Below are 16,855 nucleotides of genomic sequence, written 5' to 3'. Positions count from 1 at the left end.
TTAGTTCAATATTTTGTCCATTCCCTCCTTAAAGGTCTTGAAGTCCTGAAGATAATTGTGGCCTCCTTCCGCAATGGTCAAGAGTTCTTTATTCTTTCCAGGAATGGCTTCGTATAGCTTTTGGGCCGATTCATATGGGATGACCGAATCTTCTTTACCGTGAAAAATATAAATGGGACAGTCTATTTTTTTGACATATTCGTTTGAAGGAAACCGAAAATTCGAGAGCCAATCGATCGGTAAAAAAGGGAAGCGGTATTTTCCCAAGGCCACGGCGCTATAGAACGGGGATTCCAATATTAACTTTTTGGGTTCGTTCTTTGACGCAAGCCAGGTAGCTATACCAGTGCCAAATGAACGTCCGTATACCAAGATATCCTCTTCGTCGTACTTCTCACGGATATAGTCGTAAAACATCTGTGCATCGTCATAGAGGGCTTGTTCACTGACCTCCCCTGTACTTTTTCCATAAGTCCTATAGTCGACCAAAACCGATTCGTATCCTTTTCTAGAGAAGAGGTTGGCCACATGGGTAAGGTGTGAAATATTGCCCGAATTGCCGTGAAAATAAAGCACTATTCCCTTGGCTTCAGGTTGTTTGATGTGTACGGCGTTAAGTTTGGCCCCGTCATTGGCCGTAAGATAGAACTCCTCGAAATCTTGACAAAAATCGTAAGTGTGTGAAAGCGGCATTTTAGAGGGAAAGAACACGAGTCGCTCTTGGTAGGTATAAGCTAGAACAGCGATCAAGACATACAAAATTACAAGTATCAATCCCCATTTTTTCAATCTTCGCATGAAGTACTACGTTTGGTGAGTGTTATTTTTTTTTGGAAAATTACAAATAAGAAGGTAAAATCGCTAGATCCTATCACAACCAATTCTTCCTCTTAAAATAAATCATCATACCTATAAAAAGAGCGATCATGACGCCCCATACGTAATAGTATCCATTTTCATAATGCAGTTCGGGCATATGGTCAAAATTCATACCATAGATGCCGGCAATAAAGGTCAAGGGGATAAAAATGGAGGCCATAATGGTCAGTACCTTCATCACCTCGTTCATTTTATTGCTCATATTGCTCATGTACATTTCCATAAGGCTCATCGACATTTCCCTATATATTTGAATACTTTCGTTTATTTCCAAAGAATGGTCAAGGGCATCGCGAAGAAAAACCTTGGTATCTTTGGTGATAAGTGGGTTTTCTGTATCGATCAAGCGACTGACCAGTTCTTTTACGGGAAAGATCCAACGCCGTATCCGCAACACCTCCTTTTTTATCATTTGGATTTCATGGGCGATTTCGGGAGTGGGATTGTCATAGACCACTTCTTCCAACTCCTCTATCTTATGGTTCAAATGTTCGAGAACTACAAAATAGTTGTCTACTATAGCATCGATTAAAGCAAAAAACAGATAATCGGCGCCTCGTGTTCTTATACGGCCCGATTTATTCTTGATACGATGCCTGACCCCTTTAAACACATCGTCATCCATTTCTTGAAATACGAGTACACAGCTTTCTAGCAAGACCATGGCGACATGTTCGTAGACGATTTCCTGCTCATTATTGATATACAGCATTTTGAAAACCCCGAAAATATAATCCTCGTATTCATCGATTTTGGGCCGTTGATGGGTATCTACGATATCTTCCAATACCAAGGGATTGAGTCCGAAGCGTTTTCCTATTTTAGCGATAAAATCTTCATCACTGATTCCGACGATGTCGATCCATGAAATTTCGGGCAGTTCTTTATGGGCGACAATGGCATCGATATCTCCGGGAATGTGTTCGCTTAAGACATTCTCATTGTATTCCAAAATATTGACTACGCTGGTCCCTCCTTCCCTACGCCCCATATAGGTAATGGTACCCGGGGCTTTGCCCATTTTCTTCTGAAATTTGGATGCTTTTTTAGGAAGTATTTTTCCCAATCTTTTTCGTCTGGCCATAAACAGCGTAATTTTTATAAATATAGTAAGAAGTGGCCAACTAGATTTTCTGATCGGTAAAATGTAGCTCATGAAGTAGCAAACCTGAGCCTGGGGCCACATAAGTAAGCTTCATGGTAGTTTCCGGTCGTAAGGAATCTTGAATGTCGGCCATAGACAGCTCCCCCTTTCCCAGTTGGATCAAGGCCCCCATGATCATCCGTATTTGATAGCGCATAAAGCCTTCCCCTTTTACGTGTAAGGCATAGCTTTCCCTAGGAAAAAAATTGGCCTTTAAGACTTCGTTCGGTTTGAGTTCGCAAGAGATAATGGTGCGAAATGTGGTAGTGCCCTCTTGAAGGCGGGCGGTATAGGTCTTAAAATCGTGACTTCCCTCAAAAAGCTTGGCCGCCTTGATCATCACATCAATATCCAAGGGCTGTAATATATTGGCCAAAAAGGGCGCACAGAAGGGATGGTTTTTTTCACCGTGGGAAAAGAGATAAATGTATTCCTTTTGTTTTGCGTCTTGTATGATGTTAAACGCCTTATCCACCTCCTTAATGCTCAAGACCCGGATATCGGGCGGTAAGTTCTCGTTAAAAAAGCTAAGGAATTCATTGAGGTTCCCAAGGCCCATATCATCTACAAATAGTTCAAAGGCCATATTCACGGCAGATACCTTTGCGTCGGTACGGCCTGCACCCAATATCTTAAAAGAGCGGTCGGCCAAAACAAACTTTAGGGTTTTGGCCAGCATTCCCTCTATGGTTTTCTGTTTGGGTTGTTTTTGCCACCCACTATAGCGAAAACCAAGGTATTGAACACGTAGCAAATAGCAATAACGTTGTTTTTGCATGAATTTTCTCTTTAGGGCCAAGCTACTATTTTTTTTGTATTTTGTAGTGAATAAGCTTCTAAACCCAACCGATATGACTTCCCAAAGTAGAATAAAACCACCCGTGTGGTTTTGGATTGTAAGCGTTGTCGCCTTATTGTGGAATCTGATAGGTGCGGCCTCATACGTGGCCGATGCCTTTATGAGTGTTGAACAACTAAGCCAATTTACCCAAGAACAAAGATTGTTGTACGAATCGAGGCCGGGTTGGGTAACGGCTGCCTATGCCTTTGCCGTTTGGGCCGGAACCCTCGGCTGTATTGCGCTGCTTTTTAGAAAGAAATGGGCCCGTACCGCCTTTTTGGTTTCTTTGATAGGAGTGCTTGTGCAGAACATATATCAATTTTTCTTGAGCGATACCCTTCAAGTAATGGGTGAAGGCGCCTTGATTCTAGCCCTTATGGTGATTATCATAAGTATTGCTTTACTATTTTTTGCGAAATTTAGTTCTTCCAAAGCTTGGATCACCTAATATTGTCGGACTGAATCAGTTGAGTGGAATACAATGCTTTTTCAGTTCGGGTTTGATACCCTAGAGCAGGTAATTTGGGCTTTCACAAATAGCTCAACAAGGTATACTGTAGTTCAACGATTATTTTAAATAAACTGACAAAAAGGACGTTTTTTAGTCAGCTAAATCAATCCCTCACCCCTGGAAAACAACTTTTTATGAAGTTTATTTTAAAAATATTGCCTTGGAAAAAGACAATAAACGTGTCGATCGCGGTGATTGCACTTCTTATTATTTTTAGTTTTTATGGGCTTTATACCAATTCCTTTTATTTGTTAAAACCTAACAACTACATTTTCCCCCTATTGAGCTTGACCCATTTGACATTTTTATATGTGCTTTGGTTTAAAATCAAGGAAGATGAGCTGACAGACCCGCAAATGCGCAATATTGAATACATTCTTTACGTAGTTTTTGCCGTATACGTCTTTAAGACTTTTGAGTCTTTGTTTATCTTAACAAGCTATTCCGAATTTCAGAACCATATTATTCCTGCCAGTTTCTTTCCTTTAGGTATCCTTATTTTCTTGCTACACGTGGCTCTTTTGGGGCTTACCTTGCTAGCCATTAAATATAGAAAAGACCTGGTCGGGGATTATAAATTTGATGATATGAACCAACATATCGATTCTTGGGAATGATCTCATTTCTTTAAAACAATAAAACCCCGTTGAAAAGCGGGGTTTCTTTTTTTATAAGGCTTCCCCTATCTGGTAACGCTTCCTGAAGGAAAGCTACCATCTACATTCGTGGCGATTTCCTGGACTCCCATGGCATCAGCGGCCACCATGCCTACCAAAGGCTTCAAGGTAAACGGGGCGGTACTATTGTCTGGAAAAGGTTCGATGCTGATTACGGCGACCTTACCTCTTACATCGGTCGGAAAAACCAAGGGTGACGGGGCATTGACCAAAAGGTCTTCACCTGGAAAGTTCGGACCGGGGTTGCTTCCACTGAACGGGGCTTGCTCATCGGCCGCATCCGTTGCCGTAAAGGTTCCCGTAGTTACCGGAACACCGTCGATGACTACCCATCCTTCGTACTTCCAGCCTGCTTCAAGCTGTGGCAATTTTAGTCCGGCTACTGCGCTTCCCGAGCTGTTGTCCAAAAACCAGATTCCACTGTATTTTTCTTCATCGGTCCCTGTACCCGTTGGTGCCGCTATAATAAATTTTCCTTCGATATCATCAAAGGACGGAGCTACGGTACCTGTGCCCAAATTCGCGGTATCCCCGTTAAAATCACCTACGAAGATTTTAGTGTCGGCAGGGGCTGTCGATGGATCCGGATTCGGTTCTATGGATAATACAAAGCTTGTAGCGCTGTTCAATATTTCAGCTTCCATTTCAAATTCGGTAGCGGAAAGCTTTCCCGAGTCATCGACCGAAAACGTTCCTGTAGAAACAGGGGCACCGTTTACAATGACCCAACCTTCATATAGATAGTCATCTCCCAAATTCTCCAATCCGGTCAAATTTAGGTTTAAGGAAGACGCCTCTGGTAACATCACCGTATCATCATCGTCATCACTACACGAAACTACCAATAGCCCGAAGAGCGCAATGAAGAGTCCTGTTTTAATTTTACAATTTTTCATTTTTTTTAGTTTTTAGATTATGAGGCAAAATAAAGGGAGGAGTATAACAAGAGTATCACAGAAAGATAAACTTTCAATAACCGCTAAGTCCCACCAATGTTTATTACCTAGTGTTTAGGGCCCTAAGCCTGCATAAAGCGACTTATTCCGTAAAAGTTTGTAAAGGAACGGTATAGCATTACGACCAAAGTGAAATATAGAATGAAACCCCCTGTACTTTCTCCCCAAAAGGTATGGCCCGTTCAATGAACATTGTTTAACAACCTGTTGATTATCAGTTTAAAATGCAATACGTGTAGCTAGTAGCCCTAGCCTTACCGTTTATCTGTTTTAAATGGGGTTGTGATGATTATGTGATACTTTTTGATTTCATTCGTAAGCTGTATGATGAAAGAAATATTGATAATAGAAGATGATCCAGAAATCATCAAGCTTTTGGAAATCCACCTTACGGACCTTATTTATAAGATATCGAAGGCCATGGATGGTGCGGAAGGACTGAAAATGGCCTTGGAAAACAACTATGACCTTATACTTTTGGATTTGACCCTTCCCAGTATGGATGGAGTTGAAATTTGCAAGAGTTTACGGGCCGAAAAGAACACGCCCATTATAATGCTTACGGCGAAGTCGGAAGAAATTGACCGTGTTCTAGGCTTAGAGATCGGGGCCGACGACTACATTACCAAACCCTTTAGTATACGGGAACTATTGGCCCGTATCAAGGCGGTAATGCGCCGCACGGATGTCCAAGAGGCCCAAACCGACAATACGGCTACCATTTCTTGTGAAGGACTTTCCATAGATATAGACAAAAGAAAGGTGCTTTTGAACGATACCAAGGTGGAACTTTCTCCCAAAGAATTTGAACTATTGGTCTTAATGGCCTCTAATCCAGGGCGTAACTATACCCGAACCCAATTATTGAATATGATTTGGGGCTATAATTTTGAAGGATACGAACATACGGTAAACTCACATATCAACCGATTACGGGCCAAGATAGAATCGGATATGGCCAATCCGGTGTATATATTAACGACTTGGGGCGTGGGCTATAAGTTTAATGAAGATATCACCTTATGAGTCAAAACGAAAAAACCTTGACGCCCAAGCTGATCAAAAAACTTTGGTTGGCCTTTGTACTCCTTGTTTTGTTGATGGGGTCTTCCTATATTTTTATCACGGGCTATTTTGCCAATAAATACAGTCAAGAAACCACACAACGCCTTAATGCCGACGTGGCCCATCATGTAATTGCGGAAAAATTTAAGGATGCCTCCCCCTTTCTTGAAGACGGCAGCGTAAACAAGCCCTTATTCGGTGACCTGATGCACGATATGATGGCCGTTAACCAAAGTATCGAGGTCTATTTGTTGAATGAAAGCGGCGATGTTCTGTATTCTGTCGTTTTAGACCATGGGGACAAAAGTTCCATAAAAACGGTTTCCTTGGCCCCTATTCAATCGTTCATCAAAAACAAAGGGGAACGTTTTGTTTTGGGCGATGATCCTAGAAACCCCGGGAAACAAAAGATTTTTTCGGCGGCCCCCTACTCCGTCGACGGTCGTAACGGATATATGTATGTCGTGCTGGCCGGAAAGAAATTTCAAGAAATTAGCGATAACCTTATGGGGCAGTACTTTGCCAAACTGGGTATCGGGGCTACCTTTCTTACCATGCTCTTTTCGTTGGTCATCGGCCTTATGGCCATTTGGTTTTTGACCAAGAACCTAAGGTTGATTACACAGACCGTACGCAAATTTCACGATGGCGACCTTGAAGCGCGAATTGCCGATCCCCAAGATTCGGATATTGAGGTGTTCGCTAAATCGTTCAATGAAATGGCCGATAGTATTGTTGGCAATATGGATAAAATGAAATCGGTAGACCACTTGCGCAGGGAACTCATTGCCAATGTATCGCATGATCTTAGAACGCCCTTGGCCATTCTAAAAGGATATATAGAGACCTTACAGATAAAGAACGACACCCTTTCTGAAGAACAAAAAAAAGAGTATCTACAGATTACACATGATAATGTGGATAAGCTTTCGAATTTGGTAAATCAACTCTTTGAATATTCAAAACTGGAAGCGGAACAGGTTACCCCTGTAAAAGAACCCTTTTCCATAACCGAACTCTCCCACGACCTGATCGCCAAATTCAGGGTGCTTGCCGAACAAAAGCAAATAGAACTTCAATTGGATAATCCCCAAGAGAACTGTATGGTCTTTGCCGATGTAAGCCTTGTGGAAAGGGCCTTGCAGAACCTAATAGAGAATGCCCTAAAATATACCCAAGCCAATGGTAAGGTGACCTTATCCTTACAGAAAAAAGGAAAAAACGTAGAGATAAACATTACCGATACCGGAACAGGCATACCCGTGAACGAGCAACCCTTTATATTCGACCGCTATAAGCAGGTGGATAAAAGTGCCAAAAAACACGGCGTCGGACTAGGTCTGGCCATAGTCAAAAAGATAATGGACCTACATGATACTACCATTACCGTTTTAAGCAAACCCAAGGAAGGGAGTTCATTTATCTTCAACCTACCGGCCTACCAAATATAGAAAAAGGCCTAGAGCTTATAAAACTTAGGCCTTTTTTAGTATGATCTTGTCTCGGATTGATCTTTATTGGGAAATTACGCCCAAATCGCCCCCATCGGTAGCTTTTCCCTTTAAGGGAGAATCTGCACTTAAGGTATATGATGATTCATCGGAGAATTTAGGGTCTAGGTCCCATTGGTTTTCTACGAAGTATTCCTGGTCTCCCGTTACCACGAGTTTCTCGGAATTGCTCAAGGCGTTATTCCGGACTTTTACAATAGGTTCACCAACTACCAAGTGCATTTGAATCGCCTTACTGTCCCTAAAAATATTGTTTTTGATATCGATTTCCTGCACACCGTAAAGGGAGATGGCCGACTTGTATTTATTTTTCTTGCCGAACCCGACCTTATCGAATACATTGTGGTCGACTTCTAGAAAAGGCCCGAAGGTACTTTCGTCCTTACCGCCTCTATACAACCGCAATGCCACTCCTTGTAGTTCGCTAATGATATTGTTCTTCATGATGAAGTACTCTACATTATAGGCCCCTATGTCATCGGTTTCGGTGTCTAGTGCAGCAATACTTCCCGTAATTTTTCTGAAGGTCGAATTTTTGATACTGATGGTATCGGCAAAAGTGCCCTTTGAAACCCTTAACACATCAAAAGAATGGTTGACGACCATATCTTTAAACTCACATTTATCAATAAACAACTTATAGTTTTCTATCATCGAGTTTTTACTGGTGCTTATAACGGAATTACCTGCGTAATCCGGGGATTTTGCCCCGTCAAAGCTTATGTTCTCCAAAGACAGGCTTCCTCCATCTTGGATCTCAAAGGCCATCATTCTTTCAAAGAAGATCTTAGCCTTTTCTTTTCCCTCCGTTTTAAAGGAAAGGGGATGGTTTATTTTCACGGCCTTGGTCAACAAATAGGTGCCGCCTTCTTCCAAAAGCATGATATCACCTGCTTCGGACTTCTTTACTTCATCATATAAAGTGTTGATCCCCGCTTTTACCTTGATCGTTTTACCAGAATTCAATGCAACGGTTTTATCTTCCTTGGAATACCAAGTTACCCCTGTATTTTCCTTGGTGGCGATATTCGGACTTATGGTTACCTTATGCTTTATTTTTTTTGAGGTAGGAATCAAGAAGCCCTGCCCGTTTTTTACCAATTGAATGTCGGCGTTTACAAAGCCTTTTTCAATAGTGGTTTCAGAATTCTTCCCGAGGATATTGTTTTTAAAGCTAATTCCGCTAATATCATCGTTAATGGTGAAGATATCTTTCTTGGTATCGTTATAAATGATATTCCTTGAAAATTCGGAAGTTTGGGGAGCTTGACTCCTTTCTTCATCGCTACCCGCGCCAAAAAGGATATTTTCACAATTTACAAAAGTGTTGTTGTTTACTTTTGAGTCGATTACCGGAACGTAGCGGTTTGGCGGGGAATTGGGTACGCCGTTCATCATAACGAAAGCCCCTCGAAAACGATATCCGGTTAATCCTATATGGTAATTGTTAATGACCGTCTGGCTTTCGTTAATTACCCTAACCCCTCCTGTACTCGGCTTACCGTTACCAATAAAGACATTGCCATCGACCAAGGTTTCATTACCATGACGCATAGTTAAGGTTCCCGTACACTCAAAGAAGGTATTGTATTTAAAAGTGTTCTGGCAAGACTTGTTCGAGATGATCTCATGTTCGCCATTGCATCGGTCAAAGTAATTGGATTCTACCAAGGTGTTGGAATTTTCCATGGCATGATGGCTCGTCCCAATTCGTAAGGTTTCGCCACCATTATTTCCATAAGTGGGGCGTGGCCCGAAATAATTGTGGTCTATTTTATGGTTGTTCGCCCTGCTACCTTCTGTGTCGAGGCCGACGATCATGGTGACGCCCAAATTCTTTTTCCCTACGATATGGTTGTGGTCAATACGGTTGTTTTTACCATAGATGGTTATCCAGTAATCCTGTACCTGACGCTCGGGGTTGTTGAAGTTGTCAATAACACATTCGGTCAAGCGGCTATGATTGGCCATTTTCTCCCGGTCCTTCCTAAAGGAAATCACTGCATTGGTCGGTGTATGGCCGTTTTTAAAGACCAGACCTTTTACAATCAAATGATTCCCGGCCATCCTTAAGTTCGATTCGCCTTCCAAGGTCACCTTTCCTTTTTCTTCTACCGTAAGGGTAATGGGCTTTTCTGCCGTCCCTTCTGCTTCAAACAGAAGTTCGGAGTCTTTCCATATACCATTGGCAAGAACAATACTATCGCCCGGTTGTACCGTTCGGAGCGCTTCATTAAACTCGGCTACGTTCTTGACCGTATTTTTTTGTTGGGCCGTTACAAACGAGAAGGTACCGAGAAGAAAAATAAAAGAAAAAAAATTGTGTAAGTGTCTCATAGCTCTAAATTGGTTAACCAGTTTGGTTTACCAAAAATACATATTATTACAGAACCGACAAATATTTAACACAAAATCGGTATTTAATATATAAAACGGGTCCCTTAAATCATATCACCCCAATAGAAGGGGGGGGTACTTTCCGCAGCATCACTGGGCTTCTGGGGCGCTTCCACTTCCAAGCGTCGCTTCTTTGAACCATACCTCGACATAGCTTCCATTTGCATATTGCTTGGCAATGTCACCATCGTAAACGTCGGCCCCTGTACTCCATACCAGATTATCCTCTGGGGATTTTCCGTTGGTTTGGTTGTAGGCTCCTAGCTTAAAGTATTGTATTTCCCCGGCATAGGCATTTTCACGTTCGATACCGTCACGACCTATTGAAGCATACAGCGTCTTTATCTGTTGAGGAATATCGGACTTCTTGGTAAAATCGGATTTTAATAGGTTTTTGGTGAATTTAATGGTCTTGTGGCCTTCACTAGAAAAAGTGAGGTACATGATACCTTCATAAACGTTGATTTCATAACTAAACTCCTCCCCCAAGGCTATACCGTCTTCCGGTTCTTCGGGGTATGAGGTAGCCGTTGGGCCAACGACCGACATATCGTATCCCCAAACTGCCGTGGAGTAATCCCATCGCTTTGAATTATCCCCCTTGGTGTTAATCTCGTAATTCCAAAAAACGGAGCCTTTTGTATGGCCTGGAAATTTTTTGTAAAAGATTTTTATCGGTTCGTTTTCGTGTCCTTCATCGCTGTGAATTTGGCCGACCACGACAGAGTATGACGCGGCAACCCTAGCATCGCCCGAAGTGGAGACGTGTTGAACCTTTAAGGTTGCATTCAACTTCCCTCCTGTTTCGGGAATCCAGTGTTTTTTCTGCCCTAATTCCGTTCTGGTATTACTTGAGGTCCTTGAGGTAATGCCCGAGTTCGGTGTTTTGAATACTACCCAATCCGTGTCATTTTCATGTTCAACATAAAAAAAGTCATCCTTCGCATAATTCACAAGGTCTTCTTTATGGGTGCCATCGCCTAAGAGAATTTTCCATTCATCCATTTGAGGGATAAGCTCACTTGGGTATTTAGTGGTGTTTTTCATTGCAACGGCCGATTCCGATGCACTGTCCGTAGTGGCCTTAGGTTTGTCTTTACAGGCGAAAAGGACGAATACGGTAACTGTAGCTAATACTGTTTTTTTCATTTTTAGGTTGTATGGTTTAATACATCAATTTGAGTGGGAGGTTTTCTTCAACGATCAGCTCCCCTGAATTTGTTATTTCATTGTCGGAATGCATATTGTTCTTTGCTCCCCAAAGGCGGGCCACATACTTCACTTGGTTGTCTCGGAATTTGTTTCCGGAAAGGTTTACGTTTATAATACCATAGGTGTTGAGTAAAATTTCGCTTTCTTCCTTTGCCCCGCACTGAGTGAAGCTGCTGTTGGTCACGACCAGATTGCCTCCCACGGTCGATTCGTCGTAGCCCCCTCGGTAATAATCGATTACGTTTTTGCCAACGCCTTTAAAACGGCAATTGTCAATATATATGTTTTCGGCATTGTATTCGCCTTTGTCGTCGGTCTCTTCCGACAGCTCCAGACCATTGGCACAATCGGTAATTACGGTAGATTTCAGTTGAATGTATTCGGAGAAGGAATATTTGTAGGCCTTGAGCACATAGTCAAAACCCGATATTTCAGAATCTACGACCGTTAAGTTATAGAGACTGGACATATTGTTTTTCAAACTGGCAAATGCATATTGGGCTTTTTCCCCTTTAAGGATAAGCCCTTTTAGGGTCAGTTGTCCTTTGGGGTTCATTTCAAATGCCGGGGTCTTTGCGGCACCGTTGTAATGAATGGTAGCCTTCTTATGGATATCGGCCGACTGTAGGGTCAAGCGTTTATCGATTTTCAACGGGGTTTTAAGCTTGTATTTGCTAGCAGTCAAACGTATGGTATCCCCCTGTTTTGCTTTTTGCACCGCACTGATCAATTGGGAGGTTGAACGTACGGAATAGGTTTTGGCTACATGCTTTTTATCGGAATTTAAAGGAAACCAATCCGGACCGTATTGGGAGATGTCCATAAGATTCGGCTTTTGGGTCGGGGCTTTAACAATGGCACCGACCGCGTTTTGTTCCGCCCTGGAGTTCCCAAAAAGGTCGGTCGTAATCTGATCAAATTCAAAACCTTTGTACAGCGCTGAACCCGACAGGTCATTTGCAGGAATCAGGACATTTTCTTCTAATTCGGAAAGGGAGAAATCTTTGGTTTCCACCCCTGGAAGCTTTCGGAATGAAAGTCCTTGATTATTTATGAGGTTGTTTCTAAAGCGTATTCCATCTAAGGAATCGTGGGCAACCACAGGCTGTTTATCTCCCTTGTCACTATAGATAAGGTTATTTGCCACTATCGTTCGAATCGGGCGCTCCGACCTGATTTCCGAGGCGGGAAGAATGTCTTTTTGATCCACATTGGAACCGACCCCGAACTGCAAAGGCGAGGTGCAATTGACCCATGTGTTGTGGGCCACTACCACATCCGTAACCTGTATATATCTATTGAGGGGTGATTTTGGAATACCGTTCATAACGGCAAGTGGACTCCTAAAGGTTTTTCCTTTTAGGTTATAGAAATAATTGTTGGTAACCCAATGACCTGTTCCGATCAACCTAACGCCGCCGATCTGTTCGGAATTTGTATCTCCTATAAAATAGTTACCGTCTATGATACAGTAATTGCCGTGTCTTGTTACCAATGAGCCCTCGCTTTTATAAAAGACATTGTTCCTGAACTCATTAAAATTTGATTTGCTTGAAATGACTTCCACCTCTCCATTGCACCTATCGAAGAAATTATGAGCTACCAAGGTGTGGCTCGGGGTCATGGAAGTATAACTGTTCCCTAGTTGTATGGTTTCGGCACTAGGCCCGCCTTTTGGGGGTCTTGGGCCAAAATAGTTGTTGTTGATTTTGTGGTAATTCTTTATGTTGTGGTTTCCGGCCAAATCAATTCTGACCGTGGGGCCTCTATTGGACTTTCCGGCGATGTAGCAATGATCCAACTGGTTATGCCTTCCCTTGAACAATACCCAAAGGTCGGTCTCGTTTCTTTGGGCCTTATTGAAATCTAAGATGACGGAATTGGTAATTCGGGAGTGATTGGCCACTGTATCTTCGTTAATGGCAAATTCAATGACCGAGTTAGAAGGCGATGCACCATTGATGAAGTACAAACCGTTGACAACAAGGTATTCCCCGCCCAATTTTAGGTCCGATTTTCCGCCAATAAAGACTTTGCCAGGTGTTTCCGCCTTGAGGGTTATGGGCCGCCCTTCCTTTCCATATCCCAAAAATCGGATTTGAACATCGTTCCAATCTCCATTGGCCATGATAATTTCGTCTCCAGGATTTGCCTGATCTATGGCTTCATTCAATTCTGTGCTATTCTTTACGTAAATCCCTTTATCGTTTGGGTTTTCGATAAAGGAAAACAAGGAAAGAACCACACTTAGTACTAATAAACTGGCTTTTGTCATGTTACTTACTGATAGGATTTGTTTTGTCATTTTGTTATGCCGATTGACTCCGAACCAAGGTCGAGTACAAATGAACGGCACGAAAAGCGTTGACGTAGTGACTTAATTCGGACATTGTGGTTTCTCATACATTGAAACCGTAAAGTGCAAAGACTAAGATAACTCGTACGAATCGCCTTAATTGGTTTACCAAACTGGTTTACCAAATATAGTCGTTTTATTATTTAAAACAAATTGTTTCGCCCTTAACCGTCTTAACGCGCCTTTTTTTTCATCATTATCCTATGAACGAAAGGAACAACTTAAGCTTTTATAAAGGTAATAAGACGTTCATCCATGAGAGATAACACTTGGTCTAAACTTCAAAATATTTTGCCAAACCGATAGTTCTTTAAGTCTAACTTAAAATTCCCCGCTATGAAGTTTAAAGATTTCTTTTTAATCTGTCTTTCCCTAGTAATTTTTAACGCCTGTTCGGATGACGATGTACAAATTGATGCGCCTGACGAAGACACAGGGCAGCCTCAGGAGGAAGTGCCAAATGGAGAGGAAGAAGGGTCGGGAAACACTGCTCCCGCCGAATTCAGTCTTGCAGGTTTGGAAGACGGTACATCGGATGTAGACTTACACCCGGTTTTAAGCTGGACCGCCGCTACCGATTCGGATGGCGACGAGGTTACCTATACCCTACTCTTGGATACCAATGAATCTCCCGAAACCATATTGGCGGAAAACCTAACAGCGACCGAGTTCACCATAGCCGAAGGTTTAGATCGAGATAAAGTATACTATTGGAAAGTAATCGCTAGCGATGGCAAGGGTGGTGAAACGGAGAGTAGCGAGACTTTTAGCTTTAGCACCAAAGGATTTTCATTTGCCGATTCGGCCTTAACTGCCAATGTAGGCTTCGGAGCAAGAAGAAACCATAGTATTACCGAGTTCGACGGAAAATTATGGATGATAGGCGGCAGGGACGATACCACTTCATATGATGATATCTGGTCATCGACAGATGGTGAAACATGGCAATTGGAAGCAGAAGATCCTTTTGGTTTTTTTAACAAAAGCAATCATACAGCGGTTGTCTTTAAAAACAAGTTGTGGGTAATTGCTGGAGGATTCAGTGATGTTTGGTCATCTACTAACGGAAAAGACTGGACCAAGGAAACTACTAATCCCGGATTTGGGTCTCGAGAAGGTCATTCTACAGTAGTCTACGATGGTAAACTTTGGGTCATAGGTGGTACCAAGGTCTCAGACCAAATGAACGATGTTTGGTATTCCGAAAATGGAATTAATTGGGTACAAGCTGCCGAAAGCACGCAATTCTCTCCACGTACCGACCATACCACCGTAGTTTTTGATGGAAAAATGTATTTAATAGGCGGAACTTCCGTTGAAGATTCATCCCCTATATTTTATAATGATATCTATACTTCTACGGACGGTGTTAATTGGACGGAAGTCGATACGGATTCTGTATTTGAATTACGGGCCAATCATACCTCTCTTGTTACCGGTAATAGGATGTGGGTCATTGGAGGTTGGCAGGCGATCGTAAACCAAAGTACTTTTCATCAAGACATTACAACCTTCGCTGATGTATGGTATTCCGATAATGGAACCCATTGGAACAAACTAACGACCAGTGCCTCCTACGGGGCCAGAATGGGGCATGCTTCGGTAATATTTAATGATAAAATACTTATTTCGGGAGGTCTTAAAATTAATCAAGAAGACAATACAAGGGCCCACAACAGTGATGTTTGGATGATTGAATAAACCTGTCATATACGCATAAAAAAAGCCCTTTCGTTAAGAGAGGGCTTTTTGTTTTTTAAGACTGTAAGCTGCTACAGCTTATCGATATAGCTTCCGTAAAGGTCTTTAAACTGGTAACCTTCCGAAAATCGGTTTTTACTCAATTTATTGTGTGAAACGAGTCCCCATAAGATCAATTCCTTTAAGAAATATACATCCGCCTTGGGAAAATCGGGTTGATGTTCCTTTATCAATTGGTTCAATTCTGGAATGGCATCCAAACTACGTTTGTATTCCTCATCGGTAAACTCATCTAAAAGCTCAAAGCCTTCCCCTTGAAAGAACCAGCTTAGAAGTCCGTCATACGGCGTTTGGGCATCCTTTCTTTCCAATTTGTTAATGGCGGGAAAATATTTGGGAAACAAACGTTTTACGGCATCGTCGATCAGTATTTCGGCAACGCCATCGGCACCTTCTTGCTCCCCTTCATAGACCAGTTCGATCTTTCCGGTAATAGCGGGAATGATTCCCATAAAATCGCTCAAGCGCACCATGGTACTTTCCGCATCGGTCAATAGGGCCCTTCTTTCGGCAGTGCTCAAAAGGTTTTCAAAAGCGGTAATGCTCGTACGGGCACTTACCCCGCTCTTGGCATCTACATATTCGCTCTCCCTGGCCTCAAAAATCACTTGCTCTAACAAGTCCTTGGCAATATCGGGAACGTAGACGGAATTTGTTTGACGTTCATCTAGACGGGCTTCTTGTTCCGTAATTTTTCTCGCCGTTTCAATATCGTCGGGATAATGGGTCAAGATCTGTGAGCCGATCCTATCTTTCAAAGGGGTTACAATGCTTCCCCTGTTGGTATAATCCTCGGGGTTTGCCGTAAACACAAATTGAATATCTAGGGGCAATCGCAGTTTAAATCCACGAATTTGTATATCACCCTCCTCTAAAATATTGAATAAAGACACCTGGATCCTAGCCTGAAGGTCGGGTAGTTCGTTGATTACGAAGATACAACGGTTGGCCCGGGGGATCATTCCAAAATGGATTACCCTGTCATCGGCATAAGATAATTTAAGGTTTGCCGCCTTTATGGGGTCGACATCACCTATCAAATCGGCCACGGTAACATCGGGTGTCGCCAATTTTTCGGCAAAACGCTCATCCCTGTGCAGCCAAGAAATTGGGGTGTCATCCCCTTTTTCCTTGATAAGCTCCATGGCATATCTAGACATAGGCTTTGTAGGGTCGTCATTGATTTCTGAACCTTCCACTACGGGAATGTATTCATCCAATAAATTCACCATTAGGTGGGCCAAACGGGTTTTAGCCTGTCCGCGCAACCCAAGTAAATTGATGTTGTGACGAGACAGAATGGCCCTTTCCAATTCGGGAATCACCGAATCTTCATAACCCCAAACTCCCGTAAAGGTCTCTTCTCCTTTCTTTATTTTTTCGATAAGGTTGTCCCGCAACTCATCTTTGATACTCTTGGTCTGGTACCCGGCAGCTTTTAGCTGGCCTAGGGTATTTATATTTTTATAATCTAATTTCATATATCGCAATCGCTTTTCTAGTCAATATCGTTTCAAAATGAAGCTTCAGCTTTCCCTAAATCCC

At 42.4% G+C, this 16,855-nt stretch carries 13 protein-coding genes; 5 read left to right on the top strand and 8 right to left on the bottom strand.

The features are described from left to right. The 3 genes from B4Q04_RS08570 to truA all read right to left on the bottom strand — a co-directional run bounded on the left by B4Q04_RS08570 (nt 1) and on the right by truA (nt 2,801). Nucleotides 1-798 (bottom strand): alpha/beta hydrolase, encoded by a 798-nt coding sequence (locus B4Q04_RS08570; RefSeq protein ID WP_013995463.1) that lies wholly within the window; start codon nt 796-798, stop codon nt 1-3. Between the two features lie 73 nt (nt 799-871). After that, nucleotides 872-1,963 (bottom strand): magnesium/cobalt transporter CorA, encoded by a 1,092-nt coding sequence (corA, locus tag B4Q04_RS08565; protein ID WP_013995462.1) that lies wholly within the window; start codon nt 1,961-1,963, stop codon nt 872-874. Nucleotides 1,964-2,003: 40 nt separating this feature from the next. Further along, nucleotides 2,004-2,801, bottom strand: coding sequence for a tRNA pseudouridine(38-40) synthase TruA (truA, locus tag B4Q04_RS08560; RefSeq protein WP_088696558.1), 798 nt, complete (start codon nt 2,799-2,801; stop codon nt 2,004-2,006). A gap of 73 nt (nt 2,802-2,874) precedes the next feature. Between truA and B4Q04_RS08555 the strand changes: the two genes are divergently transcribed. Both B4Q04_RS08555 and B4Q04_RS08550 read left to right on the top strand, forming a co-directional pair. Then, nucleotides 2,875-3,312, top strand: a complete 438-nt coding sequence (locus B4Q04_RS08555) for a hypothetical protein (protein WP_046288093.1) — start codon at nt 2,875-2,877, stop codon at nt 3,310-3,312. Between the two features lie 197 nt (nt 3,313-3,509). After that, nucleotides 3,510-3,992 (top strand): hypothetical protein, encoded by a 483-nt coding sequence (locus B4Q04_RS08550; protein WP_013995459.1) that lies wholly within the window; start codon nt 3,510-3,512, stop codon nt 3,990-3,992. A gap of 65 nt (nt 3,993-4,057) precedes the next feature. Here the strand turns inward: B4Q04_RS08550 and B4Q04_RS08545 are convergent, their stop codons facing one another. Beyond that, the gene (locus B4Q04_RS08545; RefSeq protein WP_088696557.1) at nt 4,058-4,948 is read right to left on the bottom strand and encodes an anti-sigma factor; all 891 of its coding nucleotides are present in this window, start codon (nt 4,946-4,948) and stop codon (nt 4,058-4,060) included. A 387-nt stretch (nt 4,949-5,335) separates the two neighbouring features. Between B4Q04_RS08545 and B4Q04_RS08540 the strand changes: the two genes are divergently transcribed. Together B4Q04_RS08540 and B4Q04_RS08535 are read left to right on the top strand one after the other, a co-directional pair. Next, nucleotides 5,336-6,034, top strand: a complete 699-nt coding sequence (locus B4Q04_RS08540) for a response regulator transcription factor (RefSeq protein WP_046288092.1) — start codon at nt 5,336-5,338, stop codon at nt 6,032-6,034. Further along, complete coding sequence (locus B4Q04_RS08535; RefSeq protein ID WP_088696556.1) at nt 6,031-7,524, top strand: sensor histidine kinase; 1,494 nt, start codon at nt 6,031-6,033, stop codon at nt 7,522-7,524. The genes B4Q04_RS08540 and B4Q04_RS08535 overlap by 4 nt, the downstream gene beginning before the upstream one ends. A gap of 63 nt (nt 7,525-7,587) precedes the next feature. Here the strand turns inward: B4Q04_RS08535 and B4Q04_RS08530 are convergent, their stop codons facing one another. The 3 genes from B4Q04_RS08530 to B4Q04_RS08520 all read right to left on the bottom strand — a co-directional run bounded on the left by B4Q04_RS08530 (nt 7,588) and on the right by B4Q04_RS08520 (nt 13,468). Further along, nucleotides 7,588-9,921 carry a chondroitinase-B domain-containing protein gene (locus B4Q04_RS08530; protein ID WP_088696555.1) on the bottom strand — a complete coding sequence of 778 codons (2,334 nt, stop codon included), beginning with the start codon at nt 9,919-9,921 and terminating at the stop codon, nt 7,588-7,590. Between the two features lie 150 nt (nt 9,922-10,071). Beyond that, a complete protein-coding gene (locus B4Q04_RS08525; RefSeq protein ID WP_088696554.1) occupies nt 10,072-11,130 on the bottom strand; it encodes a polysaccharide lyase family 7 protein in 1,059 nt (352 codons plus the stop codon). A 16-nt stretch (nt 11,131-11,146) separates the two neighbouring features. After that, nucleotides 11,147-13,468, bottom strand: a complete 2,322-nt coding sequence (locus B4Q04_RS08520) for a chondroitinase-B domain-containing protein (protein ID WP_088696798.1) — start codon at nt 13,466-13,468, stop codon at nt 11,147-11,149. Nucleotides 13,469-13,885: 417 nt separating this feature from the next. Here B4Q04_RS08520 and B4Q04_RS08515 point away from each other — a divergent pair, with 417 nt between their 5' ends. After that, complete coding sequence (locus tag B4Q04_RS08515; protein ID WP_013995452.1) at nt 13,886-15,250, top strand: Kelch repeat-containing protein; 1,365 nt, start codon at nt 13,886-13,888, stop codon at nt 15,248-15,250. A gap of 71 nt (nt 15,251-15,321) precedes the next feature. Here B4Q04_RS08515 and B4Q04_RS08510 read toward each other — a convergent pair whose 3' ends face one another. Further along, nucleotides 15,322-16,791 carry a magnesium chelatase gene (locus B4Q04_RS08510; RefSeq protein ID WP_088696553.1) on the bottom strand — a complete coding sequence of 490 codons (1,470 nt, stop codon included), beginning with the start codon at nt 16,789-16,791 and terminating at the stop codon, nt 15,322-15,324. Nucleotides 16,792-16,855: the final 64 nt, after the last annotated feature.

The organism is Zobellia sp. OII3 (genome assembly GCF_002211465.1).
Taxonomy (GTDB): domain Bacteria; phylum Bacteroidota; class Bacteroidia; order Flavobacteriales; family Flavobacteriaceae; genus Zobellia; species Zobellia galactanivorans.
Note: the sequence above shows the minus strand (reverse complement) of the source record. Positions and strands in the feature narration are given on the sequence as shown.